The 24,862-nt window shown below is 53.8% G+C and carries 35 protein-coding genes and 1 tRNA gene; 12 read left to right on the forward strand and 24 right to left on the reverse strand.

Annotated elements, in window-relative coordinates:
• Positions 1 to 33 precede the first annotated feature (33 nt).
• Positions 34 to 1,746, reverse strand: a complete 1,713-nt coding sequence (gene glyS / locus E3E30_RS02110; RefSeq protein WP_167728269.1) for a glycine--tRNA ligase — start codon at positions 1,744 to 1,746, stop codon at positions 34 to 36.
• A gap of 149 nt (positions 1,747 to 1,895) precedes the next feature.
• Here glyS and E3E30_RS02115 point away from each other — a divergent pair, with 149 nt between their 5' ends.
• From E3E30_RS02115 to E3E30_RS02135, 5 genes are all read left to right on the forward strand, one after another.
• Positions 1,896 to 2,126 carry an LSm family protein gene (locus E3E30_RS02115; protein ID WP_042690133.1) on the forward strand — a complete coding sequence of 77 codons (231 nt, stop codon included), beginning with the start codon at positions 1,896 to 1,898 and terminating at the stop codon, positions 2,124 to 2,126.
• Between the two features lie 18 nt (positions 2,127 to 2,144).
• Positions 2,145 to 2,333, forward strand: a complete 189-nt coding sequence (locus E3E30_RS02120) for a 50S ribosomal protein L37e (RefSeq protein ID WP_042690131.1) — start codon at positions 2,145 to 2,147, stop codon at positions 2,331 to 2,333.
• 104 nt (positions 2,334 to 2,437) lie between these two features.
• Positions 2,438 to 3,808 (forward strand): MATE family efflux transporter, encoded by a 1,371-nt coding sequence (locus tag E3E30_RS02125; RefSeq protein WP_167728270.1) that lies wholly within the window; start codon positions 2,438 to 2,440, stop codon positions 3,806 to 3,808.
• A 47-nt stretch (positions 3,809 to 3,855) separates the two neighbouring features.
• Positions 3,856 to 4,077, forward strand: coding sequence for a hypothetical protein (locus E3E30_RS02130; protein WP_042690124.1), 222 nt, complete (start codon positions 3,856 to 3,858; stop codon positions 4,075 to 4,077).
• Complete coding sequence (locus tag E3E30_RS02135) at positions 4,064 to 4,462, forward strand: type II toxin-antitoxin system VapC family toxin (protein WP_167728271.1); 399 nt, start codon at positions 4,064 to 4,066, stop codon at positions 4,460 to 4,462. Before E3E30_RS02130 ends, E3E30_RS02135 begins: the two co-directional genes overlap by 14 nt.
• Here the strand turns inward: E3E30_RS02135 and E3E30_RS02140 are convergent.
• From E3E30_RS02140 to E3E30_RS02155, 4 genes are read right to left on the reverse strand one after another with little or no spacing between them, the layout of a single operon-like run.
• Positions 4,459 to 5,556, reverse strand: a complete 1,098-nt coding sequence (locus E3E30_RS02140; protein WP_167728272.1) for a VIT1/CCC1 transporter family protein — start codon at positions 5,554 to 5,556, stop codon at positions 4,459 to 4,461. The genes E3E30_RS02135 and E3E30_RS02140 overlap by 4 nt on opposite strands.
• The gene (locus E3E30_RS02145) at positions 5,537 to 6,667 is read right to left on the reverse strand and encodes a tRNA (guanine(10)-N(2))-dimethyltransferase (protein WP_167728273.1); all 1,131 of its coding nucleotides are present in this window, start codon (positions 6,665 to 6,667) and stop codon (positions 5,537 to 5,539) included. Before E3E30_RS02145 ends, E3E30_RS02140 begins: the two co-directional genes overlap by 20 nt.
• Positions 6,668 to 6,709: 42 nt before the next feature.
• Positions 6,710 to 6,976 (reverse strand): 50S ribosomal protein L35ae, encoded by a 267-nt coding sequence (locus tag E3E30_RS02150; RefSeq protein ID WP_042690112.1) that lies wholly within the window; start codon positions 6,974 to 6,976, stop codon positions 6,710 to 6,712.
• 35 nt (positions 6,977 to 7,011) lie between these two features.
• On the reverse strand, positions 7,012 to 7,677 hold the full coding sequence (locus tag E3E30_RS02155) for an HAD family hydrolase (protein ID WP_042690110.1): 666 nt from the start codon (positions 7,675 to 7,677) through the stop codon (positions 7,012 to 7,014).
• An 84-nt stretch (positions 7,678 to 7,761) separates the two neighbouring features.
• Between E3E30_RS02155 and pepQ the strand changes: the two genes are divergently transcribed.
• Positions 7,762 to 8,814 (forward strand): Xaa-Pro dipeptidase PepQ, encoded by a 1,053-nt coding sequence (pepQ, locus tag E3E30_RS02160; protein WP_346765904.1) that lies wholly within the window; start codon positions 7,762 to 7,764, stop codon positions 8,812 to 8,814.
• Here the strand turns inward: pepQ and E3E30_RS02165 are convergent.
• Positions 8,811 to 11,408, reverse strand: coding sequence for an ATP-dependent helicase (locus E3E30_RS02165; RefSeq protein ID WP_167728274.1), 2,598 nt, complete (start codon positions 11,406 to 11,408; stop codon positions 8,811 to 8,813). The two genes, pepQ and E3E30_RS02165, sit on opposite strands and share 4 nt — an antisense overlap.
• A gap of 90 nt (positions 11,409 to 11,498) precedes the next feature.
• On the opposite strand from E3E30_RS02165, the gene E3E30_RS02170 reads away from it, so the two are divergent.
• The 4 genes from E3E30_RS02170 to tgtA all read left to right on the forward strand — a co-directional run bounded on the left by E3E30_RS02170 (position 11,499) and on the right by tgtA (position 15,718).
• On the forward strand, positions 11,499 to 11,807 hold the full coding sequence (locus E3E30_RS02170; protein WP_167728275.1) for a hypothetical protein: 309 nt from the start codon (positions 11,499 to 11,501) through the stop codon (positions 11,805 to 11,807).
• A gap of 24 nt (positions 11,808 to 11,831) precedes the next feature.
• Positions 11,832 to 12,887 carry a glycosyltransferase gene (locus E3E30_RS02175; RefSeq protein WP_167728276.1) on the forward strand — a complete coding sequence of 352 codons (1,056 nt, stop codon included), beginning with the start codon at positions 11,832 to 11,834 and terminating at the stop codon, positions 12,885 to 12,887.
• A gap of 134 nt (positions 12,888 to 13,021) precedes the next feature.
• Positions 13,022 to 13,948, forward strand: coding sequence for an inorganic phosphate transporter (locus E3E30_RS02180; RefSeq protein WP_167728277.1), 927 nt, complete (start codon positions 13,022 to 13,024; stop codon positions 13,946 to 13,948).
• 33 nt (positions 13,949 to 13,981) lie between these two features.
• Complete coding sequence (gene tgtA / locus E3E30_RS02185) at positions 13,982 to 15,718, forward strand: tRNA guanosine(15) transglycosylase TgtA (protein ID WP_167728278.1); 1,737 nt, start codon at positions 13,982 to 13,984, stop codon at positions 15,716 to 15,718.
• Here the strand turns inward: tgtA and E3E30_RS02190 are convergent.
• Positions 15,715 to 16,488: a hypothetical protein gene (locus E3E30_RS02190; RefSeq protein ID WP_240922502.1), complete on the reverse strand. Its 774-nt coding sequence runs from the start codon at positions 16,486 to 16,488 to the stop codon at positions 15,715 to 15,717. The genes tgtA and E3E30_RS02190 overlap by 4 nt on opposite strands.
• 50 nt (positions 16,489 to 16,538) lie before the next feature.
• Between E3E30_RS02190 and E3E30_RS02195 the strand changes: the two genes are divergently transcribed.
• Positions 16,539 to 16,615, forward strand: a tRNA-Val gene (locus E3E30_RS02195).
• Between the two features lie 19 nt (positions 16,616 to 16,634).
• Here the strand turns inward: E3E30_RS02195 and E3E30_RS02200 are convergent.
• The 15 genes from E3E30_RS02200 to E3E30_RS02270 form a co-directional block, all read right to left on the reverse strand.
• Positions 16,635 to 16,874 carry a hypothetical protein gene (locus E3E30_RS02200; RefSeq protein ID WP_167728279.1) on the reverse strand — a complete coding sequence of 80 codons (240 nt, stop codon included), beginning with the start codon at positions 16,872 to 16,874 and terminating at the stop codon, positions 16,635 to 16,637.
• Between the two features lie 3 nt (positions 16,875 to 16,877).
• Positions 16,878 to 17,084, reverse strand: coding sequence for a hypothetical protein (locus E3E30_RS02205; protein ID WP_167728280.1), 207 nt, complete (start codon positions 17,082 to 17,084; stop codon positions 16,878 to 16,880).
• A gap of 5 nt (positions 17,085 to 17,089) precedes the next feature.
• A complete protein-coding gene (locus tag E3E30_RS02210; RefSeq protein ID WP_167728281.1) occupies positions 17,090 to 17,407 on the reverse strand; it encodes a hypothetical protein in 318 nt (105 codons plus the stop codon).
• 220 nt (positions 17,408 to 17,627) lie between these two features.
• Positions 17,628 to 17,879 (reverse strand): hypothetical protein, encoded by a 252-nt coding sequence (locus E3E30_RS02215; protein ID WP_167728282.1) that lies wholly within the window; start codon positions 17,877 to 17,879, stop codon positions 17,628 to 17,630.
• Positions 17,880 to 17,885: 6 nt separating this feature from the next.
• Positions 17,886 to 18,050 (reverse strand): hypothetical protein, encoded by a 165-nt coding sequence (locus tag E3E30_RS02220; protein WP_167728283.1) that lies wholly within the window; start codon positions 18,048 to 18,050, stop codon positions 17,886 to 17,888.
• Positions 18,050 to 18,631, reverse strand: coding sequence for a hypothetical protein (locus E3E30_RS02225; RefSeq protein ID WP_167728284.1), 582 nt, complete (start codon positions 18,629 to 18,631; stop codon positions 18,050 to 18,052). The genes E3E30_RS02220 and E3E30_RS02225 overlap by 1 nt, the downstream gene beginning before the upstream one ends.
• The gene (locus tag E3E30_RS02230; protein ID WP_167728285.1) at positions 18,631 to 18,801 is read right to left on the reverse strand and encodes a hypothetical protein; all 171 of its coding nucleotides are present in this window, start codon (positions 18,799 to 18,801) and stop codon (positions 18,631 to 18,633) included. The genes E3E30_RS02225 and E3E30_RS02230 overlap by 1 nt, the downstream gene beginning before the upstream one ends.
• The gene (locus E3E30_RS02235; RefSeq protein ID WP_167728286.1) at positions 18,798 to 19,166 is read right to left on the reverse strand and encodes a hypothetical protein; all 369 of its coding nucleotides are present in this window, start codon (positions 19,164 to 19,166) and stop codon (positions 18,798 to 18,800) included. The genes E3E30_RS02230 and E3E30_RS02235 overlap by 4 nt, the downstream gene beginning before the upstream one ends.
• Positions 19,163 to 19,411 carry a hypothetical protein gene (locus E3E30_RS02240; protein WP_167728287.1) on the reverse strand — a complete coding sequence of 83 codons (249 nt, stop codon included), beginning with the start codon at positions 19,409 to 19,411 and terminating at the stop codon, positions 19,163 to 19,165. The genes E3E30_RS02235 and E3E30_RS02240 overlap by 4 nt, the downstream gene beginning before the upstream one ends.
• The gene (locus E3E30_RS02245; RefSeq protein WP_167728288.1) at positions 19,408 to 19,656 is read right to left on the reverse strand and encodes a hypothetical protein; all 249 of its coding nucleotides are present in this window, start codon (positions 19,654 to 19,656) and stop codon (positions 19,408 to 19,410) included. The genes E3E30_RS02240 and E3E30_RS02245 overlap by 4 nt, the downstream gene beginning before the upstream one ends.
• Entirely contained in the window at positions 19,653 to 20,132 is a 480-nt protein-coding gene (locus tag E3E30_RS02250) for a DNA replication complex GINS family protein (protein WP_167728289.1), read from the reverse strand. The genes E3E30_RS02245 and E3E30_RS02250 overlap by 4 nt, the downstream gene beginning before the upstream one ends.
• Positions 20,125 to 21,090 carry a hypothetical protein gene (locus E3E30_RS02255; protein WP_167728290.1) on the reverse strand — a complete coding sequence of 322 codons (966 nt, stop codon included), beginning with the start codon at positions 21,088 to 21,090 and terminating at the stop codon, positions 20,125 to 20,127. The genes E3E30_RS02250 and E3E30_RS02255 overlap by 8 nt, the downstream gene beginning before the upstream one ends.
• A 10-nt stretch (positions 21,091 to 21,100) precedes the next feature.
• Complete coding sequence (locus E3E30_RS02260; protein ID WP_167728291.1) at positions 21,101 to 21,274, reverse strand: hypothetical protein; 174 nt, start codon at positions 21,272 to 21,274, stop codon at positions 21,101 to 21,103.
• Positions 21,275 to 21,523: 249 nt separating this feature from the next.
• Positions 21,524 to 21,937, reverse strand: a complete 414-nt coding sequence (locus tag E3E30_RS02265) for an AbrB/MazE/SpoVT family DNA-binding domain-containing protein (protein ID WP_167728292.1) — start codon at positions 21,935 to 21,937, stop codon at positions 21,524 to 21,526.
• Between the two features lie 146 nt (positions 21,938 to 22,083).
• A complete protein-coding gene (locus E3E30_RS02270; protein ID WP_167728293.1) occupies positions 22,084 to 23,238 on the reverse strand; it encodes a hypothetical protein in 1,155 nt (384 codons plus the stop codon).
• 139 nt (positions 23,239 to 23,377) lie between these two features.
• Here E3E30_RS02270 and E3E30_RS02275 point away from each other — a divergent pair, with 139 nt between their 5' ends.
• Positions 23,378 to 23,923: a hypothetical protein gene (locus E3E30_RS02275; RefSeq protein WP_167728294.1), complete on the forward strand. Its 546-nt coding sequence runs from the start codon at positions 23,378 to 23,380 to the stop codon at positions 23,921 to 23,923.
• Between the two features lie 156 nt (positions 23,924 to 24,079).
• Here E3E30_RS02275 and E3E30_RS02280 read toward each other — a convergent pair whose 3' ends face one another.
• Positions 24,080 to 24,562, reverse strand: coding sequence for a hypothetical protein (locus E3E30_RS02280; protein ID WP_167728295.1), 483 nt, complete (start codon positions 24,560 to 24,562; stop codon positions 24,080 to 24,082).
• Complete coding sequence (locus E3E30_RS02285; protein ID WP_167728882.1) at positions 24,559 to 24,759, reverse strand: t26-17p; 201 nt, start codon at positions 24,757 to 24,759, stop codon at positions 24,559 to 24,561. Before E3E30_RS02285 ends, E3E30_RS02280 begins: the two co-directional genes overlap by 4 nt.
• Between the last annotated feature and the right edge of the window lie 103 nt (positions 24,760 to 24,862).

The following is a 24,862-nucleotide window of genomic DNA, read 5'->3' on the forward strand; positions in this document are numbered from 1 at the left end:
TCTTCCACCAGAAAGAGTGTAGGAAACGGGGACTCACTCCCCGAAAATCAGCTCCCTGAGCTTTGAAGGTAGCTCCTCGATGCTAACTCTCGTTTGCTCCCTCGTGTCGCGGTCGCGAATCGTCACCGTGTTGTCCTCGGGCGTCTGGTTGTCGATGGTCACGCAGTAGGGGGTTCCAATCTCGTCGTAGCGGAGGTAGCGCTTTCCGATTGTATCTTTCTCGTCGTAAACGACTATAAAGCCCGCCTTCTGGAGCTTCCTGAAAACGTTGTATGCTATGCCCTTGAGCGGTTCCTTGGCGACGAGCGGGAGAACGGCAACCTCAATCGGCGCCATGTCCTTCTTGAGCTTTAGATAAGTCCTGTCCTCCTCGATGACGAGGCTGTTCTCAAGGAGCAGGTAGAAGGGCCTATCTATGCCGAAACTCGGCTCGAGGACGTGCGGGACTATTTTCTCGCCGGTAATCTTCTCCTCGACTTCCCTGATTATGAAGTCGTCCTTCTCAAGCTCGTAGCCCTCTATCGTGATTTTGCCCCCTTTCTCAAGGAGCTCAACCAGCTCGCGCTTTTTCTCCTCGTTCCAGCCCTTGATAAGCTCGTTTATCCTCTTGGCGTCTTTCCTCAGCTTCGGACCGACGCGCTTGAGGTTGAGGGAAACCTCCAGCTTCCTCACGATTTTCGGCTCGTCGTAGTGGATTAGCACCGTAAGGTCGGCCCCGCTCTCGCGCATGTGCCGGCTCAGGTCATAGTCTCCCCTGTTCGCTATTCCAACGCACTCGACCCAGCCGAAGCGCTCGCTGTGGATTTCCGCGTCCCAGGTGTCGCGCGAGTAGTGGGCGCGCTCCTCGGGCAACTGCTGGCGGAAGCGTATCTTGTCCTCGGGGATGCCGATGTCGAGGAGGACGCGCTTCACCATGACCATGTAGTAGGCGAAGAAGGTGTTCATCACGTAGCCCCGCTTTACGGCTTCCTCTGCGGTGAGCTCAATCTCGCCAAGGCCCTTGAGCTGGTGCTCTATCGGGTAGAGCCTCAAAACCTCGTCCTTGACCTCGTCGAAGTGCGGGTGCTCGGTTTCCTTCGGGTTGAAGAATATCTCCGCCTCTGCCTGCGTGAACTCCCTCAGGCGGAGCATGCCCTGCCTCGGCGAAATCTCGTTTCTGTAAGCCTTTCCAATCTGGAAGACGCCGAAGGGGAGCTTGTTCCTCGCGAAGGCGTTCAAGCGCTTGAAGTTCACGAAGATGCCCTGGGCCGTCTCGGGCCTCAGGTAGCCTTTCTGGTCGCCGTAGGGGCCGATTTTCGTCTCGAACATGAGGTTGAAGTACCACACATCGGACAGCTCGCCGCCGCACTCGGGACAGCGGATGTCGTGTTCTCTAATAAGCTTCGTGAGTTCCTCAGCCGATAACCCCTCGACGTCCATGCCAAGGGCTTCCTCGACGAGGTGGTCGGCTCTAAACCTGGCGCCGCACTTCTTACACTCGACGAGCGGATCGACGAACTTCTCGACGTGTCCGCTCGCTATGAAGACCTTCTCGGGCGTTATGTCAGGAGTTTCAAGCTCGAAAAAGCCCTCCCTCTGGAAGGCCTCCCTTATCTTCTGCTCTATCTTCCTCTTTATCGTCGCGCCGAGCGGGCCGTAGTCGTAGAATCCGCGTGAACCTCCGTAGATTTCAAAGCTGCCCCACGCGAAGCCTCGCCTCCTCATCAAATCCTGAAGAATCTCGTACTTGTCGGGCTTCTCTCCCATGCTCTATCACCTGAGAGTTGAGCGGGCGAATTTCATAAAAAGGTTTTGGGGCCCAATTTGGAACTCTGACGAAGCCCAAAAACGGAAAGAGTTATAAACCGTTCCCGTCGTTTAGGCTATGAGCTTTGATTGTTTGGAGGTGCGTGAAAATGGCGGAAAGACCACTCGATGTTATTCACAGGTCCCTTGACAAGGACGTCCTCGTGCTCCTCAAGAGGGGTGGCGAGTTCAGGGGAAGGCTCATCGGTTACGACATCCACCTGAACGTTGTCCTCGCCGACGCCTCGCTCATGCAGGACGGCGAGGAGGTTAAGAAGTACGGTAAAATCGTCATCAGGGGAGACAACGTCTTGGCCATCTCCCCGGTCGAGATAGAGTGAGCTTAGCGGGGTGATACCATGGGAGCCGGAACCGCGCCGAAGGGCAAGCGCAACAGGACTCCTACCCACATCAGGTGCAGGCGCTGTGGTAGGAGGGCCTTCAACGTTAAGAAGGGCTACTGCGCCGCCTGTGGCTTCGGCAGGAGCAGGAGAATGAGGAAGTACAGCTGGAGCCACAAGTGGAAGAAGAAGAGGAACCTCCTCTGAACCTTTTTCTTTTGTTTCCTCGTGTTCTATTCTGTTCATTCGTTCCCGAGACCGCAACCCTTATTAACTAAAACGCTCCTTTGTTCGTTTAGAGGGGCGTCTTAATGATACTCCGCAACGAGACCCAGCGCAGGATATGGCAGCTCGCGTGGCCCGCTATCATCGCCAACATCTCCCAGACCCTTCTCAACTTAGTGGACACCTTGATGGTCGGCCACGTGAGTTCCCTGGCAATAGCCGCGGTGGGTCTCGGCGGACAGGTCAGCTGGTTCATGTTCCCGATAATGATGTCGGTCTCCGTCGGAACCCTCGCCCTCGTCGCGCGTGCGGTAGGTGCGAAGGACTTCAGACGGGCGGAGCTCGTTCTCGAGCAGAGCCTCTACCTCTCTTTCCTCCTCGGAATCCCCGTCCTGCTCTTCGGCTGGTTCTTCGGCGACGACGTGCTGAGGATTATGGGTGCGAAGGGGGAGCTTTTGAGCCTCGCCTACGCCTACCTCAAGGTCGTTTTCCTGTTCTATCCCGTCCGCTTCGTGGTCTTCACAATTAATTCCGCTCTCAGGGGTGCGGGCGATACGAAGACCCCGATGAAGGTAGGAATCCTGATGAACGTCCTCAACGCCCTCTTTGACTACCTCCTAATTTACGGGAAGCTCGGCTTTCCGAGGCTCGGGGCTGTGGGAGCCGCATGGGCCTCTGGAATAGGCATAAGTTCTGCTTTCCTTGTACTCCTGGCTCTCCTTCTCTCTAACAGGCTCATCCTTAAGTTCGAGCCGAGCTGGCGCTTCGACACCGAGATAGTGGGGAAGATAGTCCGCATTGGAATTCCCGCCCTAATTGAGAGGGGCCTCTTCAGCTTCTACAACTTCCTCTACATGAGCATAGTCACCCGCTTCGGCGACGTGGCTCTGGCGGCGCACCAGATAGGCCTCAGGATTGAGAGCATCGCCTACATGCCGGCCTTCGGCTTCAACGTCGCCACTTCAGCCCTCGTTGGCCAGAACCTTGGGGCGAAGAAACCTGAGGAAGCAGAGAAAACGGTTTACGAGGCAATGAAGATGGCCGGCCTCTTCATGGGCGTCATGGGCGCGGTGCTAATCCTCTTCCCGCGCTACCTCGTCATGCCCTTCCTCAACCCGAACGACCCGAACTACGCAGAGGTTCTCCACCTCGCCCAGATTTACCTTATAATCGTTGGAATCAGCGAGGTCCCGCTCGGCTGGGTCTTCGTCCTCAGCGGAGCCTTAAGGGGAGCCGGAGATACGAAGAGCCCGATGTACGTTACGGCAATAAGCAAGCTCCTCTTCAGGATTATCCCAGCCTACCTTCTCGGCTTCGGCTTTACCCTCGGCCCGCTTCACTTCTCAGGTCTCGGCGTGGTAGCCGCGTGGATTGCGATGAGCCTCGAAACATTCACGAGCGCGGCCATGTACTGGTGGATTTTCAAGAAAGGAAAGTGGAAGCACGTGAAGGTGTGACGGGAACGTTTATATCTCTGTAATGCGTTTTTGTAAACGGTGGTCGTATGGCGGTCATAAGCGTCCGCGTTCCCGACGAGCTTAAGGAAAAGATGAAGAAGTACGACATCAACTGGAGCGAGGAGATACGGCGGTTCATAGCGACGAGGATAAGCGAGGAGGAAAAAAAGCGGACACTCGAGATGATGCACGAGTTGCTCGCGGGTGGAACGCCAGCCAAGGCGGGAACCGCAAAAAGGTACGTGAGGGAGGACCGTGATAGTAATTGACGCCTCCGTTCTGGCGAAGTACGTCTTCATCGAGCCGGGCTGGGAGGAAGTAGAGAAACTCCTGATGGGCGACGCCGTTTCGCTGGACTACGCCCTCGCGGAGGTCTCTAACGCCCTTTGGAAGCACCACGTCCTGTACGGGGAGATATCGCGGGAGGAATTTGAGAGGCGGTCAAAGGTAATAGACTTCCTCCCGAATGTCATTCTCCTCGAGGACGGGACCAACTACTTAACGGAAGCAAGGAAAATAGCGGTCGAGCACCGCATACCCATCTACGACGCCCTCTACATCGCCCAGGCCCTCAAGTACGGAAAGCTCGCGACGGCCGATGAGAAACAGGGAAAAATAGCCGAAAAGCTCGGCGTTGAGGTGGTTTACCTCTAAAGCGCCGAGACGTGGAAGATTGCCTCCATGGCCCTTCCGAAGAGGTAGCTCAGGAACGCTGCACCGAGGCCAGTAGTTACCATCTCCGCGACCTTCTTCTTGACCGATATTCCCGAGAGGAGCGAAATCAGCGTCGCCACTATCGCGAGAGCCGAACCCGCGAAGAGTATCGAGAAGACGAGCGCCGTGAGCGAGTTCGAGGCCAGGAAGTAGGGTGTAACCGGGAAGACGACGCCGAGAAGGTACGATAAGCCCGTATACAATGCGGCGCGAACCTCGTTCTCCTCGGCCTCTGGAAGAAGGAGCTTTTTAACGGCATCGGGGTTGCCCTTGAGCTTCTCCGCTATCTCCTTCGCCATGTCCTCGGGCATTCCACCCTCTATCAGCTTTTCCCTGAGTTCCTCGGCCGTTTTCTCGGGCGAGACCTCGAAGAGGACTTCGGTCCTAGAGCGGATTGATTCCTTGACCTGCCTCTGCGAGCGGACCGAGACGAAGGTGCCTATCGCCATCGAGAGCGCTCCCGCTACACCAACGATGAGACCGCTTATCCCGACGAGCTGGGGGTTGTTCGGGTAAACCGCCGAGAGGCCCGTAACCGCTCCGAGTATCTCGACGAGGCCGTCGTTCATTCCGAGGACGAGGTCCCTGATGTTCTCCACGTGGAAGGCCTTCTCCTCCTCCCGGAAGAACTTCTCGTGCTCTATCTCGTCGAGGATTACCCTCCTCAGGGTTTCGCGCTCCTCATCGCTCATCTCGCGGGCGTATTCGTTGAGGAAGCGGAAGTACTTCTCTATCGCGCTGTTCTCGCCCATCTCAAGGAGGGAAGCGACGGAACCCGGCCCAAGGAACTTCCGAAGGAGCTTGACGCCCCATACCGTCAGGCGGTTCACCCTCGGCCTCGGCGGTTTCTCGTTCCTCCTCTCGAGGAATGACTTCCAGAACTCGGCGTGCCAGCGCTCAAGCTCGGCCAGACGCTTGAACTCCGCCCGTATCTTCTCGTCCTTTTCCCACTCGGCGAGCCTCTCGTACAGCTCCGCGTCTGCCCACTCGTCAAGGTAGAAGCGCCTTGCGAGCTTAATCGCCTCTGAGGACATCGAGCACCACCTCGAAGGGGGCATCGGTTTTTACCGCGGTCGGCGAGAAGTGCGTCCTGCTCGCCCTGTGGCCGAGTTTCTTGAGCCTCTCGATTACCTCGCTCACCTTCCTCACTTCCAGGCCGTTCCTCCGCGCGAGGGCGTGGGTGTCGTAGTGGAACGGAACGTCGAGCTCGCTCGCGAGTAGCTCCACAAAGGACCTCGTTTTCTTATGAGCCGGTTTAAAGGTCTCAAGCTCCCTTGAGAGCCTCTCCACGAACTCTGAATCCTTCAGCGGGCCGAGCCACATCGGGCCGAAGGCCTTGGGCTTCTCCGGGAGGAAGGCTTTCTCGTAGGTGAACCTTCCGCTCTCATCTTGCCAGAGGTAGCCGAGCTGAGCGAGGCTCTTCTCGGCCTTCTTCGCCCCGCTCTTAAACCGGAGGAACGCCCTGAAGTAGTGGTCGCGGTAGTAGGCGAGAAGAACTTCAACTCCAAGGTCGTATTTGGCAGAGTATCTAACCACAGTCCCGATGAGGATTCTCAAACCGGCCTCGTGGCACAGCTCGCCCCGTATCGGCCTCGCGAGGTAGTTCTTCACGCAGGCCCTCGCGTAGGCCCCGCAGAGAACTCCGGTATCCGTTGCCGTAACGGCCAGAACGCCCTTCCTCTTCACACTCCTTAGAGCGGTGTCAAGGAACTCCATCGGCGAGCCGAAGGGGTCTAAATCAACCAAATCGAAGTAGCGGAAGTTCTCCGCCATCAGCCTGTTGGCGTCGTCCTTGTTTATGACTATTAGCTTCTCGCCCCAGAGGTAGGAGCGGTCGCCCTCTTCGTAGAGCTCCCCCTCGAAGTTGAGGGCGACGTTCTGTTTCATCAGGCTGTAGGCTTCGTCGCTTATGTCGTTGAGCCAGACTTCCTCCGCTGGACTTTCGAGGGCGTAGCGGATTCCCCTTATTCCCGTCGCTGAGAGCGCGTCGAGAACCCTCTTGGGTTCAAGAGCACGGGCGACGAGGACGCTTATATCCCTGTTGAGCGCCATCACGGGGTTGTAGAAGACCGGTGCGTCGTAAATTCGTTCGGCCTTCGGTACGAGGAACCTCGCGGAACCTTCACTGACCTCAATCAGCTCCATTTTCCCACCCGTTAAAGAAAAGGGTTGAGGGGCTTTAAAGGTTTAGAGAATCTCGACGATGTCTCCAAGGGCCTGCCCCGGAAGGCCGGGCTTGAAGACGGCCTTGACCTCACCGCGGTTGCCGTGGGTCTTGATGACCCTGCCGAACATCTTCCTGCCGGTCGGGGTCCTCCAGACGACCTTCCTGCCGATGAGCTGGGCCGCGCTTCCCCTGTCGTCGATTCCGATGGGCTTGAGAATCATTCTGTGGTTGTCCTGGTGCTCGTGAGAACCCGCGTAGGAGAGGACGACAGCCTTCACCCTCGCCATCGCCCTCACCCGGCCTTGATTTAGGGGCTGGATTTTTAAGTTTTATCGCCCAGGAACTCGCTTAGGCCATCGTCTATCTCGAGAACCTCTCGAATGGATTTTATCTTTACGAAGTTCACCCTGTCAAAGAGGAGCGGAACGTCGCTCTTGTAAGGTGAGGCCTTCTGAACGAGGAGTGTGTTCTCGTCGAGGACGTAGGTGAAGCGCGACGGGCTGTCGTCAACCCACACGAAGGGCTCATCCGGATAGAGCTCCCTCAGCGTCTGGAACTTCTTGAGCATGTCCTTCGTCCCCTTGAAAGTTATGACCTCGTCGAACTCGTCGTACCAGTTGGTCTTCTTCATGAAGATGACCTTTCCGCCCGGATAAGTGTGCTCGCCCGAGAAGCTTATTACCTTCCGTCCCCGCTTTCTGAGCTCCCTCACAACCTCACGGGCGAAGGGGAAGTCCTTGATGTACTTGGGCATGAGCTTGTAGTACTCGTGGATTGTCCCCTGAGCCACGAGCTCGTGTATGACGCCGAGGTGGCCGTAGGTGAGCTTGCCCTTGATAAAGAGGAACAGCGCCTTGTAATACTCGTCGTAAAGGTCGCTCTCAATCACCGCTGGAATAGTCTTCTCGATGGCTATCCTCAACGCCTTCTCTACCGCGCCGGTGCTGTCAACGAGCGTTCCGTCGAAGTCGAAGAGGTAAACCGTCACGCTTAACACCTGTTCGGGGTTTCGCCCCGGAGTTTATATTCCTTCCGAAACCGTTTTATCCTGCCCGGCCAACTTCACCCGGTGGTGGTCATGAGAATCGAAAGGCTCAGGGAATACATAGCCGAAAAGGAACTGGACGGCGTAATAATAACCCACAGACCAAACCTCTACTACTTCACGGGCTCTGCCCCCGTTCTCGGCGGCTACCTGCTCGTAACGGCTGACGAGGCGCTCTTCCTCGTTCCCCAGCTTGAGTATGAGGAAGCCAAAGAAACCTCGCGCGTTCCCGTTGAGGCCTTCAAGCGCGGGCCAGAGCTCTTCGAGAGGCTCAAGTCCTTCAAGCTGAGGAAGCTCGGAATCGAGGGAAGAACCGCCTACTCAACCGTCCAGAGCTACCGCGAGAAGCTCGGCGTTGAGGAGTTCGTGACCGTTGATGACGTCATAAAGGAGCTGAGAATGGTTAAAACGAAGGAAGAACTTGAGGTCATCCAGGCCTCGTGCGAGATAGCTGACCAGGCGATGCTCGTTGCCATAGAGGAGATAAGCGAGGGCAAGCGCGAGAGGGAAATAGCTGCCAAGATGGAGTACGTCATGAAGATGAACGGCGCTGAGAAGCCGGCCTTTGATACGATAATCGCGAGTGGCTGGCGTTCCGCCTTACCCCACGGTGTCGCGAGCGACAAGAGAATCGAGCGGGGTGAGTTCGTCGTTATAGACGAGGGCGCCCTCTACAGGCACTACAACTCCGACACGACGAGGACCATCGTGGTCGGCAGTCCCAACGAGAAGCAGAAGGACATCTATCAGGCGGTCCTTGAGGCTCAGATGAAGGGCGTTGAGATGGCGAGGCCGGGAATAACCGCGAAGGAGCTCGACACAATCGTTAGGGACGTCATCAGGGAGTACGGCTACGGCGACTACTTCATCCACTCCACCGGCCACGGCGTCGGCCTTGAGATACACGAGTGGCCCGGCGTGAACCAGAGCGACGAGACCGTCCTCAAGCCCGGTATGGTCGTCACCGTCGAGCCGGGCATCTACATTCCCAAGTTCGGTGGGGTAAGGATAGAGGACACGATAGTCATAACCGAAAACGGGGCCAAGAGGCTGACGAGGACGGAGAGGGAGCTAATCTAAGCCTCCCCTATCATCGCCATTATCTTTCTGTGCAGGGCCTTAATCAGCTCTCTTCTATCTTCCATCAGAACCACGTCGCTCGAGCCAATAGCTTCCAGATTGAAGGCGAAGGGACTTGGAACGGCGTTCCTCTGGAAGACCACCCTTATCTTCCCCTCCCGAACCCAGCTCAGGAACAGTTCCGCGTTTTTCACGTCCATCTTATCCTCCATAATCTCGCGGTAGACCTCCTTCAGGAGCGGGAAGTCGGGGTAGTTCTCCTTGAGCACCTTGAGTAGCGAGACCGCCATGACCTGTTGCCTGCCGAGTCTCTTGCTCCTCCCGACGTAGCGCCTCAAAATTAGCAACCCTCGGTTGGCGACGTGCCTGAAGCGCCTCTTCAACAGTTCGGTGTTGTCCAGGGCCCGCTTTAACGTTTCCCTTAGGTCATCAACCTCGAAAAGCTCCATCACTTCCTCCTCGCTCAGCTCAACCTCCGGCGGAAGGAGAAGGGCGAAGCCGTTGTCGTTTATCGCTATCCCTACGTTGCAGTTCTTTTTCTTGCTCACGAGATACGCAAAGGCCCTGCTCAAAGCGTCGTTGGCGCGTCTCCCAATTAGCGTGTGGAAGAAGTAGCGGTTCCTCTTGTCTCCCGGAACGAATTCCACCAGAAGGGTCTCGTCGTCGGGAACCACCGAATACCTAGCCTGCTCGCGGAAGTAAGCGATTATGGCGCGCGAGGCCTTCTCATCTATCCCGTACTTCCTCATGAGCCTTTTAACGGCGTCCTTCCTGCTGAGGAGGCCCTTAACTTCCCTCCTAAAGTGCTGAATGTCCACCGCTAAATCGAAGCTTAAAGGCAACATCTCCGAGAACCAAGCGGGAATGGTCGGCTTGGCCCCCTCGCGCGGGATGACGTAGAGCTTGTTGCCCCTGCTCTTGACGAACTCGTAGGTTCTTCCCGCTAAGACGAAGATGTCGCCGGGCATCAGCCTCTCGGCGAACTCCTCTTCAACGGTTCCGATTAGCTTTTTGTCCATTGTGTAAACCCTGATTTTGGCCTCATCGGGAATCGTGCCGACGTTCATGTAGTAAATCGCCCTCGTCATCTTTCCGCGCTTTCCGAACTTCCCGTCCTCCAGCCATATCTTGGCGTAGACCTTCCGCTCCTCCAACCCGGCGTATTCTCCGGCCAAGTACCTCAAAACGCTCATGAAGTCCTCGAAGGGCAAATCCCTGAATGGATAAGCCCTTCTGACAACGCGGTAAGCTTCATCAACCTCCCATACTCTGTTCAGGGCCATTCCGAGGAGGTGCTGGACGAGGACGTCGAGCGGGTTCCTTGGAATTCTGACGCGGTCGAGTCGTCTGTTCCTCGCGTTGTGCGCCAAAACGGTAACCTCAACCAGGTCATCTCTATCGAGGGCTAAAATAACCCCTTTGCTGACCTCGTGGAGCCTGTGGCCGGCTCGCCCTATTCTCTGTAAAGCGCGGTTCACGCTCTTCGGCGAGCCGATTAGAACCACTAAATCAATCGTTCCAATGTCTATCCCGAGTTCGAGGCTCGTTGACGTAACAACGGCCTTCAGCTCGCCCCTCTTCAGCTTCTCCTCAACGTCCAGCCTAACCTCACGCGACAGGCTTGAGTGGTGCGCCTCTATGAGGCCCTCGAACTCGGGGTAGCGCTTCTTAAGGTTGAAGGCGACCCTCTCGGCACCGCTCCTCGTGTTGGTGAAGATTAGCGTCGTCCTGTGCTCCCTGATAAGCTCCGCCAGTCTCCTGTAGAGCGCCTCGCTCAGCGCTCCGGCAGGGGTGTAGATTAGGTCCTCGACGACGCTCTCGACCTGAATTTCGGTCTGCTTGGCGAAGCTTACGTCAACGATAAGGCCCGGCCTCGGCTCCCCGTCGTCATCGAAGCCGAAGACGAACTTCGCTATCTCTTCGAGCGGGTGTATCGTCGCACTGAGACCTATTCTCACAAACCTCTCCTCGGCCATCTCTTGAAGTCTCTCAACGCTTAAAGCCAGGTGAGAACCGCGCTTGTTTTCAGCCAAAGCGTGAACCTCGTCTATGATGAGGTATTTAACTGTCTTCAGCCTCTCGCGGAACTTGGGGGCGTTTAGAGCTATCGCGAGGCTCTCTGGGGTGGTTATTAGAATGTGGGGCGGTTTCTTCACCATTTTGCTCTTCTCGTAGCTCGACGTGTCGCTCGTCCTTATGCCGACGCGGATTTCGGGTAAATCGTAGCCGAGCTCCTTAGCCACTTCCTTAATCTCGGCCAAGGGCCCCTCCAGGTTGCGCTTTATGTCGTTGTTGAGAGCCCTCAGCGGTGAGACGTAGAGAACGTAGATTTTATCCTCAAGCTTTCCCTCCTTTCCGAGGAGAATCAGCTCGTTTATGGCCGAGAGGAAAGCGGAGAGCGTTTTTCCAGAGCCGGTCGGAGAGGAGATGAGCACGTTCTCGCCTTTGTGAATCTCCATAACCGCGTAGCGCTGTGGTGGCGTGAAGCTCCCGAACTTCCGCCTGAACCACTCCTTAACCGGCTCGCTGAGGATTGAGAATATCTCCTCATCGCTGTATTCCCGTCTCGCCCACCTTATCCTTTTCCCCGCCATCTGCCACCCGTTGGACTTTCGGTTTTTAAACTATTCGGTTGGTTAAGCAAACTTTTTAAGTGGGCTTGGCGAACTAAATCCGGTGGGAGAATGGAGGTAGAGGAGAAGCTCAGGAAGGTTCTCGAGGAGTTCAACCGCCTTCACGGTAGCGAGGCCAGCGCGAGGATTCTAAAGCTCGAGGGAGACGAGGTCATCATAGAGTTCGAGGGTTCCTTCTGCGCCACCTGCGGGCTGTATGACTACTTCGACGACATCAAGTGGGAGGCTATGGATTTGGGCCTTGAGCTTGAGCCGGTCGAGGTTCTTGAGGCCGAGGAAGACGATTTCGAGCACGGTCGTTACGTAGTGAGGTACAGGCTCGGGAGAAAGCCCGTCCTCACGGTGGACGGTAAGAATTAAAACCTTCGGGCAGATTTTTCACACATGAGCCCACCTCTCCTCGCCGTTGCGCTCGCCCTCATTTTCCTCTGGGACGGCTACTTCTTCTTCAATTACATAATTAGTCTTTTCAAGAACTACAGAACTAAAGAATGGGCGCCAAGAGCTTCAATCATAATCCCGGCTTACAACGAGGGGGAGAGGGTTCTTAGAGCCATACGCTCGGCGCTCGCTCAGGATTATCCGGACTTTGAGGTCATCGTTGTCGATGACGGCAGTGGGGACAGCACGTTTGAGGTTGCTTCATCGGTGAGGGACCCGCGCCTGAAGGTCTACAGGAAGGAGCGCGGGGGCAAAGCCAGAGCCCTGAACTTCGGCCTTTCTAAAGCATCTGGCGAGATAATAGTGACGACCGACGCCGACAGCTACCTCGAACCGACCGCGGTTGGGGAACTCGTGAGGCGCTTCTACTCCGACGAGGTGCTCGGCGTTGGAGGGCAGGTAAGGGTCATGGGGGATTCCTTCCTTGAGAGGGCGCAGGACGCAGAGCACCTTAGGATAGCGATGTTCCGCCGAGCTAAGGAGCTTGACGACCTGAGCCTCGCCCCAGGCCCGGTTTCGGCCTTCCGCAGAAGCGCTCTCGAGAGAATCGGGGGCTTCGTTGAGGACATCGTCGAGGACTACGCCACCACAAAGGCCATCAAGAGGCTCGGGAAGGTGGTCTACGCGCCAAGGGCAAGGGTCTGGACGGAGATGCCGAGGAGCCTCTCAGTTCTCTGGCGCCAGAGGAAGCGCTGGTTCCTCGGTGACCTCAAGAACCTCGGCGGTGGCTTTACCAAGGACTGGGCGTTCCTCCTGCTCGGCGACTTCATAGCCCTCCTCGACGTTGTGGTTCCCGTTCTACTGCTCGCGACCGGCAACTTTGGCCTCTTCGCCCTCTGGTGGGGGTTCGAGGTTGTCACAATGCTTCTCCCAACGTTCGTTGAGGGCGGAAAGCTCTCCAACGCACTTCTCTTCCCCCTAATCGTCTGGTTTTGGGCGCTCTTCTACCTCTCGCTCCACGTCTACGGCTACATCAGGCTTCTTACAGGGCGGTTGTGATTCGTTGCGAATCTCAATCCTGCCTTTGTTCCCCGATTTCCATCCCGCTACCGCAACGCTTTTAAAGCCGAAACCCTTTTAAAGTGCCCAACCCTGTGCTACATAGACTATATAGAATATAGAGAGGTGGGGAGATGATAGCTCTCATCGCAGCGGCGTTCTTCATGGCATGGGCCGTAGGAGCGAACGACAGCGCAAAAGCCGTTGGCACAGCGGTCGGTTCAGGGATAGTGGGCTTTAAACGGGCCGTTCTAATAATAGCGGTTTTCACCACGTTAGGTGCAGTTATCGGCCACTCGGCCGTTTCAGGAACGATAACTGGACTTGCGAGCGGTTTATCGGCTGGAGAAGTCGCTTTGGCGCTCTTCAGCGCGGCATCTGCGGTTACAATCGCGAGCCTGTGGGGGCGGCCAATTTCGACGACCCAGTCCATAATAGGCGCGCTCGTAGGTTCCTCCCTCGCCCTGGGTCTTCCCGTCGACTGGTGGACGATAGGTAAAATCGTCTCGGCGTGGTTCTTCTCGCCGGTCTTCGCTTCCCTCCTGGCCATAGCAATATACAAGCTCTACAAGCCATTCCTCCGGAGGATAAAGTGCCTCAAGAACCTCGAACTCACCCAGAAGTGGCTAGTCTTTCTCGCCTCGGCCTTTTCAGCTTTTAACCTCGGCACGAACGAGGTCTCGAACGTCATCGGCCTCGCAAAGGCCGGCGGAATGTCCGACCCAAACGCTTTCCTCGCCCTTGTGATGGCCTTTGGAACGCTCACCTTCAGCTACGAGGTCATGATGACGATAGGAAAGGACATAGCACCCCTCGGACCGACCTCGGCATTCTCGAGTCAGTTCGGGGCATCAATAGCGGTCAGCACCGCGAACCTCTTCGGCCTGCCCGTCAGCTCGGGCCAGGCGATAGTCGGGGCGATAAGCGGGCTGAGCGCCTACAAAGGGGAGCACGTGAACAAAAAGCTCCTCGTGGACATCGTGAAGAGCTGGGTTCGCGCGCCGCTCTTCGCCGGAATCCTCGCCTTCCTGCTCATCAAGCTCTTCTCGGCAGGCTTTTAAGGTCGAAGTGTTAGGGCATTGAGAGGTGAGAGCATGGAGTTCAGGTTCGAGGTTAAGGCGCGCGACGCGGCCGGAAGAATAGGAAAGCTCACCGTCAACGGCAAGAGCATCGAAACTCCCGCCATAATGCCCGTCATCAACCCGAAACAGCTCATCGTGACGCCGAAGGAGCTCAAGGAGATGGGCTTTGGAATGATAATCACCAACTCCTACATCATCTACAAGACGCCGGAGCTGAGGGAAAAGGCCCTTGAGCTGGGCATTCATAGGCTCCTCGACTACGACGGGATAATCGAGGTTGATTCTGGCAGTTTCCAGCTCATGCGCTACGGCGAGGTTGAAGTTACCAACCGCGAGATAATCGAGTTCCAGGAGAAAATCGGCGTTGATATAGGCACTTTCCTCGACATTCCGACTCCTCCAGACGCGCCGAGGGAGAAGGCCCAGGAGGACCTGAGGATAACCCTCGAGCGGGCGAAGGAAGCCGAGAGCATAAAGAACATCGCCATGAACGCGGCGGTTCAGGGGTCCACTTATCCGGACTTAAGAACCTACGCCGCGCGGGAGCTCAGCAGGATGAACTTCGAGATACATCCGATTGGTGCGGTCGTCCCACTAATGGAGAGCTACCGCTACCGCGATTTGGTGGACGTTGTTATAGCTTCCAAGCTCGGTCTAAGGCCGGACAGGCCCGTTCACCTCTTCGGTGCAGGCCATCCGATGATTTTCGCTTTGGCAGTCGCTATGGGCGTTGACCTATTCGACTCGGCGAGCTACGCTTTGTACGCTAAAGACGACCGCTATCTGACACCCGAGGGAACGAAAAGGCTCGAAGAGCTTGAGTACTTCCCCTGCTCCTGCCCCGTCTGCTCCCGCTACACCCCGCAGGAATTGCGTGAGATGCCGAAGGAGGAGCGGACGAGGCTTTTAGCCATCCACAACCTCTGGGTGATACGCGAGGAGCTGAACAGGGTCAAGCAGGCGATAAAGGAAGGGGAACTCTGGCGCCTCGTTGACGAGAGGGCAAGGAGTCACCCGAAGCTTTACTCCGCCTACAAGAGACTGCTTGAGTATAAGGACTACCTTGAGAAGAACGAGCCAGTTACAAAGTCCAGCGCCTTCTTCAAGGTGAGCGAGGAAGCGATGAGATGGCCCATCGTTTATCGTGCCAAAGAGAGGGCCGAGCGCGTCGCCAAAAAGTTCCCCGAAAAGGTAAAACACCCGATATTTGGCGAGATTCCAAAGTATCTGAGTTTGAGCTACCCCTTCGCCCAGAGCGAGGGCGAGGAGGACTTCACGATAGAGAAGCCGAGGAAAGGGGAAGCGAGGAAGTACGTCATGGCGGTGGCGGAGTATCAGTTCGGCGAAGGTGCAGGAGAGGCCTTCAAAGACGCCTTCGTGGAGCTATCGCGGAAGACTGGCATGCCGAGGCAGATAAAGGCGAAGGGCAAGCACCTCGCGACCTTCAGGGCTGAGGACGGTCTGTTAACGCTCGGCATCGAAGGGGCAAAGAGACTCCACGCGCTCCTGCCGTTCCCGAGGATGCGTGTCGTTGTCAACGAAGATGCCGAACCCTTCGCGAAGCGCGGAAAAAACGTCTTCGCAAAGTTCGTGGTCGATGCCGACCCCTCAATCAGGCCCTACGACGAGGTTCTGGTGGTGAACGAAAAAGACGAGCTTCTCGCGACCGGGCAGACCCTCCTGAACGGCGAGGAGCTGAAGGTCTTCCAGAGTGGCCTGGCCGTGAAGGTCAGGAGGGGCGTTGGTTAAACGTAATTTTTGTACCCTTTCTTCTTTAGCCATTTTCTAACGTCTTCTGCGAGCCACTCTTTGGGTATGGGATTTGTGTGCCCAGGATATCCATACTTTTTGAACGTTTTCTCGCAGTTCTCTTGAAATTCCCTGCACAGGTAGTCGTAGCTAATCACGACCAGAAGAAGGTAGAAGCGCCTCAGGAACCAGGGTCCGTTTTTGCAACCTTCCTTTTCGCTTTTCTCATCCTCATCGCCACATTCTCTGCGGTTTCTGAGGGCTTTGAGGTATGGCTTCATGGCGAGAAATGAGTCAAGTATCAAACCAGCGTACTGCTCCTGGATGAACCAGTCACCCACGAAGTCCCTGTAAACGAAGTATCCTATGCGATTGAGCACCCTGCTGGCGTCGCTTACGGTTTTTACCTTTTCGTTGTCCCGAAAGAACTCTCTGTAGAACTCCTCTTTCACTTCGTCTCCCTTTGAAATCAGCCCTTTTTCACTATCCTCTTGGTGCCACTTTCTAATCTTTGTAATGTCGCCTTTGACCTTCTCGTCCATCATCTCGTAAACCGCACTAACCGCTTCGAAGTTGAGCTCTTTCAGCGCTATGTCCAGCTCGTATATCGTTACGGCCATCATGACGGTTGCCAGGGTCGAGGCAAGCGTGAGAATTACAATGGTAGTGTTGATGTCTCTTGTAATGACCCACGTTGCCCCCGTTGCGATTAGGATGAGAACCGCCGAGAGTCCCGCGAGAAGTTTAATCCTGTCCATGCCAATCCCCAAGGGAATAATGCGAAAACGTTATAAATTTTCCAGCGTCCTCGAAGGTGGGCGGGCCCGTGGTCTAGATGGTCATGACGCCACCCTTACAAGGTGGAGGTCCGGGGTTCGAATCCCCGCGGGCCCACCATTCAGCTCGAAAAGACTTCTCATGGCCCGAACCCTCTCAAGATGTTCTTTGAGGAGCTTATTGGCGAGGGCCGACAAGCTATAACCCTCTTCCTTGAGACCGCCGACCACTTCTTTATCAAGGTACAGATGAACGCGCGTCTTTCGCCTTCTTTTTGCTCCTTGGGCTGTTTGAGAGCCCCGTTTAAACGGCCCACTACGGCCCACTTTGGCCCACCCTTGGCCCACTCGTGGGTGGAGGTAATAAACACTGCGGTCATGGTTCACACCCCCACGAAGTCATAGAACTCTTTCATGGCATCAGGGAGCGTGTACTCGTGCTTGCTCAGCCTTACAGCAACGTAGTGCTTCCCATCGTCGCCCTCGACGATGATAAAGAAGTTCTTGGCCGATTCTGCGAGAGCGTAGTTGTCTTCAATCTCGATGACCTGCGCCGGTTCGCCGTCAATGATAAGGACCTCGGGGAACATGGCTATCACCTCAACCAGTCCCAATAATTCCGGCCCATCTTGACGAGGCGGGAGCCGAATGTTTTTGAGAGAACGAGGTATTCCTTGTTGTCAATGATGACGGCTTCCAGAACGCCCTTTTCTCTGAGGTTCTGAATGATGTTGTGGACTTGGCGCTCTGAAATGCCACTCGCCCTGGCCACTTCTTCCTTGAACTTTTTCAGCTCCCCGATGAAGAGCCTGCCGTTGTACTCTATCTTGAGCTTGTCGAGGAGGTTTTCATATGCTATCCGGTTGCCCCGGAAGATGCCATACTCAAATGCCTTCTCTAACCAGGAAGACATGTTTTCACCCCGGAAGATTTGTTTTCATTTGGTCTAAATTGGTAAGCAAAAGAAGGCCGGAGAGGGCTTTTTTCTTCTCAAGTCCGCGGGCGCTAAAGGGAAGTGTTGATTTCCTATTTTTAAATACCCTACCGAATAACCTTGCTTGCAGGTCAGAGAAAATATTGCAGAAATTAAGGCACAACTGTGCCTTGAACTCACTCACGGCCATCACGCTCCTCTAACAGTAGGGGGACACGCTCACATCCCATACTTCTGGTTCATTGTAGTCGTCGAGAGGCTTTGCAAAGGGTATGGGCTTCAGCTCTCCCTTCCTGTACTCTTCCTCGAACCAGTCAGCTATTTCCTCGCAGTAATACTCTCTCAACTCTTTCCGTGCTGTTTCCAATGCCTCCTCTTCCGTCCTTGCAACTACAATAACCCGCAACTCTCCCTTATCAATGAGGATATCCCAAAACTTGAACTCCTCCACACCCCGTCACCTCCCCTCGTCAAAGAAGTCTTTGAGGAGGTTGTGAATGAACTCCTCGGCCCGTCCCCACTCAGTACTCTCAAACTCCACCCTGCCCTTCGCCCAATCACCCTCAAACTCCACGAGAACATTCTCGTTCTCAATAACCTCAACCTTCATGACCAACCTCATCAGCTCCTCCCTCCAACCGCGTAAGGAATGCGCGCCTGAGCCGGCTTGGGTAACTTCGAGCCAAGAATCAGCTCCAAATCATCCCTCAGCTCCTCAACGCTCCTGCTCACTATAACCTCCTTGAGGTCAATGACGGCGTAATAATCCCGCGCCGAGCCACCACGCCTGTATTCGAAGCTCGGCTCAACCCTGGCAACATTGAACATCACAAACCGCTCTTGGCCGACTTGAATGAAGTAATAAAGCGGAAGCGCGAGAACCTCAGAAAGCGCCCTGAGCCTCTGAAACTGCCAGCCGTTCACAAGAAGCTCTCCCCTTGCCCATGACTCCTTAGCCACGCGCCAGCTGATGAACTTCAGCTCGAAAGCCGCAAGGGGGACATCAGAGCGCTTCCGGAAGATGACTGAGTCAATGTCATAGAGCGAGAACTGGCCCGGCAGGGCCGACTCGATGAGCGTGCTGAAGATGTACCTGTTCTCCGCGTTCTTTATCTCACGCTCCATGTAGTCAAAGAAGGGCTTGTAGACTGAGGGCCCGTAGCGAGCCGCTTGGCGAATCATCTGAGCCCGGGCCGCCACCATCAGCTCTCACCCCCGAGGAGGACGGCAATCACATCCTTCATGATATCCTTGCGGTAAGTTCGCTCGAAGGCCTCAACATGCTTCTTGAGACCCTTCGCCGCCGCGAGAATCCGCTTCCGCTCCCTTCTCTCATTCTCGGAGAAAATTTCGAGAGCCGTTTGAAAGCTCACGAAATCACCTCCAGAAGGCTAACTTGGCGCGTTGGCTTCACCTCGCGCTTGACCGCGAACCTGCTCCTGAGCCACTCAAGCTCCTCCCTCCAGAACTCCTCATTTCCAGAAGTCTTGATAGCATAGCGAATCATGTTCTCGTTCGCCCTTGGGTTTGCCTCGCGAGTGAGGAAATTGACGAGCTCTTCAAACGTCTTGAATTTCTTCACGGGGTCTGAGACGGTGTAACCCGAGAAGTCCCTCGCCACATACCGAGCAGAATATCCGTTCCCGCGCTTGTACTTGCGAATCACCCAATACGCGTTGCCTTCCCTGTGTGTTGTCCCGTAAGAACCCATGAAAATCCAAACCTCATTCTCCCTCATACCCTTACCTCCCTCCGCTGGATTTTCCTCAACAACGTCTCAAGCGAGTCAGCCCAACCAGTCCAGTACTCCGCGCCGTTCTCCTGCCTTAGCGTTAGAGAGAACGCCGTTTCACGAGCCTCCTGAATCTCCCGCTCCAACCACTCAAGTATAGTAGGCGGTTCATCCCTATCCTGAAGGTATTCGTCCAGCTTCGCCTTCTCCTGCGCAACCCAACTCCAGAACTCAGCCTCCGCCTGGCTCATTCCTCCTCCCTCCTAAGCCATACGCGGAACAGCTTGTAACTCGACTCGACAGACCGAACAACGAAACCATCACCCTGCAACGCCTCAACCGCCTTTAGGAAACCCTGAAAGTCCTCCCACGAGGCCGGAGTCGTGAGGCTAAGCACGACAGCCCCTGGAACCTCTGAGGGTTTAGTAATACGAACGCGCTTGCCGAGCCTTTCATTATGCTCTGATTCCGGAAGAAGGGCCTCGGCATAGGTCATTCCAACCACCTCTCGGCGACGTCAGAAAGATACTCGTAAACCTCAGCCTCCTCGGGAGTGAGACGCGCGAAAATCCCCTCAGAATGAGGCCTCAGCATCGCCGCATTCATAATTTTCCTCAAACGGAGCGTCCTCAACGTCCTAACCTTCTTCTTGAGAGTGGCAAGCATTGCCAACTTTGTCGCAATAGCGTCCGTGTTAGGCGCGTTCTCCCTGACGTAATTCTCCGCGTACCAAATCCAGAACTCTACCCGCTCATAGAGGTTCTTAGGAAGCTCCGTGAGAGGCTCTGACTCTTTCTCCTCCATGATTGCCCTGTCCACTTCTCCTATGACTCGGGTCAGCTCGTCAATGACCTCGATGGCCCCGATTTTCCAAAGGACCTTTGCAGTCTCCGGCTCAAGGAGGTACATCATGCCCTCCTTGTAGTCTCCCAACGAAACCCTGAACTTAACCGGAACAAACGCCTCAGACATCGGCCTTCACCTCCAAAACCGGTGCATGCGAGTGAGCTTCCTTCAAAACGCGCAGAGCAACGCGCCGAAGGTTAGAAACGAAAACTTCACGCCTGTCATTACCTTCGGCCCTGGCCTCAAGCTCGTCAAGCACCGCCAGAACGGCCCTCCTCCAGTCCTCGGGGTCAATGTCCTGAAGGACCTTCTCCAGCTTCTCGGGGACCTTCCCCTCCAAGTACCTCTTTGCCTCCTTGCCACCCATCTGGTTGAGCAGGTTCATGTACTGCCTCTCGACAACCTCAAAGAACGTCGCGAGCCAGCGCTCCGCCGCCTTGCCGGTTTTAAGGGGCTTGACTTCCGGAACGGCCTCGCCCTTGTTGATGGCTTTGGCCGCCTTCAGCGTGTCCTCACGGTAGAGTTCGTAGTCAATGATGTCCGCGACCTTTGTCTCTGGCCTCTTGAGAACCCAACCGTGGAACTCCTCCGCGATGTCCTTGGGATAGAACTTGTCCGGGAAACGGTTGCGGTCGTTCTTCTTGACGACAAAAGCCAGCTTGAGGAGCTCCTTGATTTTCTTTTCATCGCGGAGGCCGAGGGCTTCCGCGCAGAGGGCCTTCCAGCTGACGCCTTCTCTCGCGTGCTTGGCGAGTTCCTTAAGCTTGAGGGCGTCCTGGTATGAGCGGACGGAACGGCCCTGCTTGAGGGCTTCATTCTCCAAGCGAAGCTTCTCATTCTCCCGCTGAAGGCGCTCGACGAGACGCTTGAGTTCCTCGTTTTCTTTTCTTAATCCTTCATTTTCGCGTTCCAAATTCTCAATTTTCACGGCGGCGTTGATGACTTCTTTCTGACGGAGATACCAAGTTGTGAAAAACTCACCCCAACTCATGCGGCCGCGTAGCTTGTCCCACTCCTCTTTGATTTCCGCCTCCACATGTGCAACGATGGCCCTTGGATTCTTGAGCTTCGGCGGCCGCGGCATTTTGTCCCCCTCATTCAGGCTCTAATCCCTTAGTCTGGTCCAGAAGCCAACGGATGAAATCTCCACGAGAAAGAGACTTGCGCCTGCGCTCAAACTCCTCAAAGGTTTTCCTGCCCATAGTCACGGTAACGACAACAGTTCCACCCTCATGCTTGCGAGGTCTCCCAATCTTTCTCATGGTCATCACCTATTAAGTCATATTGACTTTTCAAGTCATATTGACTTAATTAACTTAATAAAGTTTTTGTGTCATAGAAAGCTCATTGTTGACCATATCTGTGAAAATGATTCAGAAATCATCAATAGTTACTACGCAGTGTAAAATAGTAACAGAGTTTTTGAATCATTTACAGGTTTATAAAGAACAGAGCTCGTATAAAGCTAAACTAAACTAAAACAAGCTTTTTAGAGAAGATATAGATAAATGATTAATTCATTTTCCGTTCAATAAAAAATATGGGTTCTCGAGTATTTTCTGCTCTTCGTCTTCACCAATGACGAAATATTTTCCACTTTTCACAGCTTGGAAAAGCTGGTATGCTTTATCTCCTACCTTGTTCTTGAGCTTGATGAAGTCAATAAGAAGGACCTCAATCTGGTCTCCTTCTTTTATGTCCAATTCAGCTCTGAGACCATTAGGGATTGTCAACCTCCCATGGATAGTTAATTGAGCCCAAAACTGTCCCCTTCCGATGACTTTACCGCCAACAACTTTTCTAATGACTAGGTTGACAATGTCGTGTTTGTCTAACCCAAAGTATTCTCTTTCATTTCCTGGAATCGCTATCCTGCCATTCTTATACACCTGCACATGAAACTTAGCTAATGGCTCTTTTGCGTTGCCCATTGCCTCACCTCGGAACTGTGCTGATTTTACGAATTATCCATACGGTAAGAATGCTTAAAAGGTTTGAGAAAATTTCCCGTGCGGGGGATTTTTACCCCAACTTATAGAACCCCCTGAAGATGGAGAAAAAGAAAAGAGGATGAGGCTCACTTTACGTATAATGCCATCATCAGGTCATCAAGAGATGGCATGACTTCAATGTAATATTCATGGTAGTTTCCGAGGTCGTTTATAGCTTTGGAGCCTGAGAGGAGCGCTATTAGCATTCCTGTGGCGAACTCCTTGTGGAAGGGTTTGGTGTAGAAGAATCTCCCGAGGGGATATGTGTAGGTGTATCTCTTGGCTTGGTAGTCATATTGGAGTTTTGGATTGTATGTGTAGTTGTAACCTTTGGACTTGACGACCTGGAGGAAGAGGTTGTTCATGTCTTTTTGGAGCTCTTTAAGGTTCTCGCTGTTTAGGAGCATTCCACTATTGGAGAGTGCTATGTCCCATTTTTCGCGTTCTTTAATGGGGACGTACCGTTTTTCTACAGAGATGTCTCCGTTAGGTTGTTTGGTTATTCTGTACAATACCAAGGTATGTATGTCGTATCCTGCGTGCATGGCAGCCATTCTCTCGTATTGAGTGTACGGTAGCGGGAAGGGGTATGGCCAGAGGGTTGTGTAGTTAATACCTGCGTAGTAAAAGCCCGCCTCAACATCAAAGGCCGTCGAGTTCTGAATGGCATAATAGAGGTATGTCGTGTTGTAAATGTTCAGGAAGAATCCTGCATACAGGAGAGCTATGTCCGCTCTGGAGCCTCCTTTGCTATTGAGAGTCTCCAATGGTGTTTTAATGTCGTAGTAATGGCCGATGCTCATGCTCTTGTTTTCTTTTACGTCGTCAACTGCCAGATTGACTGTGCCATAGCTAAGGACGTAGTAAGTCTTCTCTGAGGGAGTAGTTGCTTGAGGGGCAATTTCAGGTATCATTTGTCCAAGTTTCTCGATAGTGGTCGAGGTCAGAGCGCAGTAGATAGCCTTTTCAAAGTCGTCTCTCCAGTTATCGCAGGTTTTGGGCTTTGGAACGGGTTCCCATTTGGTGCTGTGGACAGCTCCAGTAGAGCTCGTGCTTTGAGTTGGTGTTGTGGACGTGCCTGCATGGGTCGTGGTTTCTGAGCTTGGAGTTCCAGAGCTCTGTTTTTGGACGGGTGCTTTTGAGGCGGTCCCTGTTGGTGCTTTGCTTTCGCTTATGCATCCACTAACGAGGGCCACGAGAAGGACCGTCATGAGGCTTAGTGCAAGGGCCTTCCTCCGCATGCCATCACCACTTTCAATGTGAATGGGTAGCTAAAAATTCTTTGGTGGTTGTTGAATTGGTTTGAGTTCCGAAATGCTCTTATAGTCAGTTGTAATACGACTAATGCGTTTTCAAAAAGAGCGGAGGAGGGCCCGAGGGATGAGTCGTGGAAAAGGGTTAGTTGTGCTTGGAATCCTTCTGGTCGCGATTGGTATGTTTGGAGTTGGTTATTATTATGCAGCCCCTCCAAAGCTGATACAGGAATATACTCTGAATAAGGAACTTTATGTCGGCGCTGGATATCCCACTAAATTAATTGCAGAGAAGGATAATTTAATTGTTGTTAAGGGTGAGGGGAGGGGCCCTGGAGGTGAATTAGTGCCTGTGAATATTATGATTGATGGAAAGTCCCACGTCAAATTTAGTAGAGATTCCAAAGACTTCTTCTATAACGTTGGAAGAACTCCTTTGATGTCCCCATTTGAGTATAGTTTTAAGGCACCTTTTACTGGAGAGTTTGAGATTTTGTTGGAATATTGGCCAAAGGACCTTGATAAATGGCCAGGGAAGGCAACAGTTATGGCGACGATTTCAGTTTATGATGACTCTTTCAAGAGGAAGAACTTCCTGATCTTTGGAACAATTGCCATTGCAGGTCTCGTCTTGGTAGTGGTTGGAAAGCTCCTACAACGTAGTTCTTCATGAGGTCCGGCCGGTTGCCGTGAGGTTTTCATTCTTTGAATTCTTTAGAAACCTTTAAAAGTTTACAATGCTTACATGTTAATGAGCCCGTGAGAATGATCGGGCGATGAGCCCGCCTGGCATGAAGTCCCGTTGGGGACGGAGTGAGCGGGCTTAACATCAACCTTTTCTGATAAGGTCATAGTCCCCGTATAAGCGGACATAATTGGCGATGTTGTCTGCCAACAGTGCCATGATTAAAAGCTGTTTCTTGCTCTTGTTTACTTTGCCCTCGGCAATTATGGTGCTGGACGGATACCTTCTTGAAATGACTCGAACGAGTTTATCATCTACTATTATGAGGGAGCTTGAATTAACCAACATGTCCAAGGCATTCCAGAAACTCCTTGGAAATTCCTTTGCCCTTGAGGTTTTCTTGACTCTAAAAGCGTTGGAGTAGTGAGCTAGTTCTTTAATTCTTGGAAACCTCTGCTCGAATGCCTGATAATACTTCGCTTTTCTTTTACCGAGCTTCTTACTGTGTTTAATCCAGCCTCTAACTTCTTGGAATACCATATTCACACGAGATTCCTCTACGGAGAATATTGCAATAACTAAATACTTGCCATTCTCGCTTGCATCAATTACTGTTACCAGGCTCATTCCATCACCAGCCAGCTCGGCCGTTTCTCCTTAGGGATCAACTCGACCAGCTCTCTAAGCTCCTCGGGAGTGAGGATGTAAACTTCCTCTGGAAGCTCTGCTTTTGAGGGGACGTAAATAAGCCTCTGCTCGACGTTATAGACTTTACCCCTCTTCTTCTGCCTCTTGATTTGCTTGCGAACCTGCACCTTGAGCATCGGCCCCACCGTTATACGGTAGATGTTAGCCTTTATAAAGGTTTCTACCGTAGAAGTGTTAGTATGATAACAAAAGAGGAAGAAAAGAGCCCTGTTGTTATCA

The sequence above is a fragment of the Thermococcus sp. 9N3 genome, assembly GCF_012027685.1.
Taxonomy (GTDB): Archaea; Methanobacteriota_B; Thermococci; order Thermococcales; family Thermococcaceae; genus Thermococcus; species Thermococcus nautili.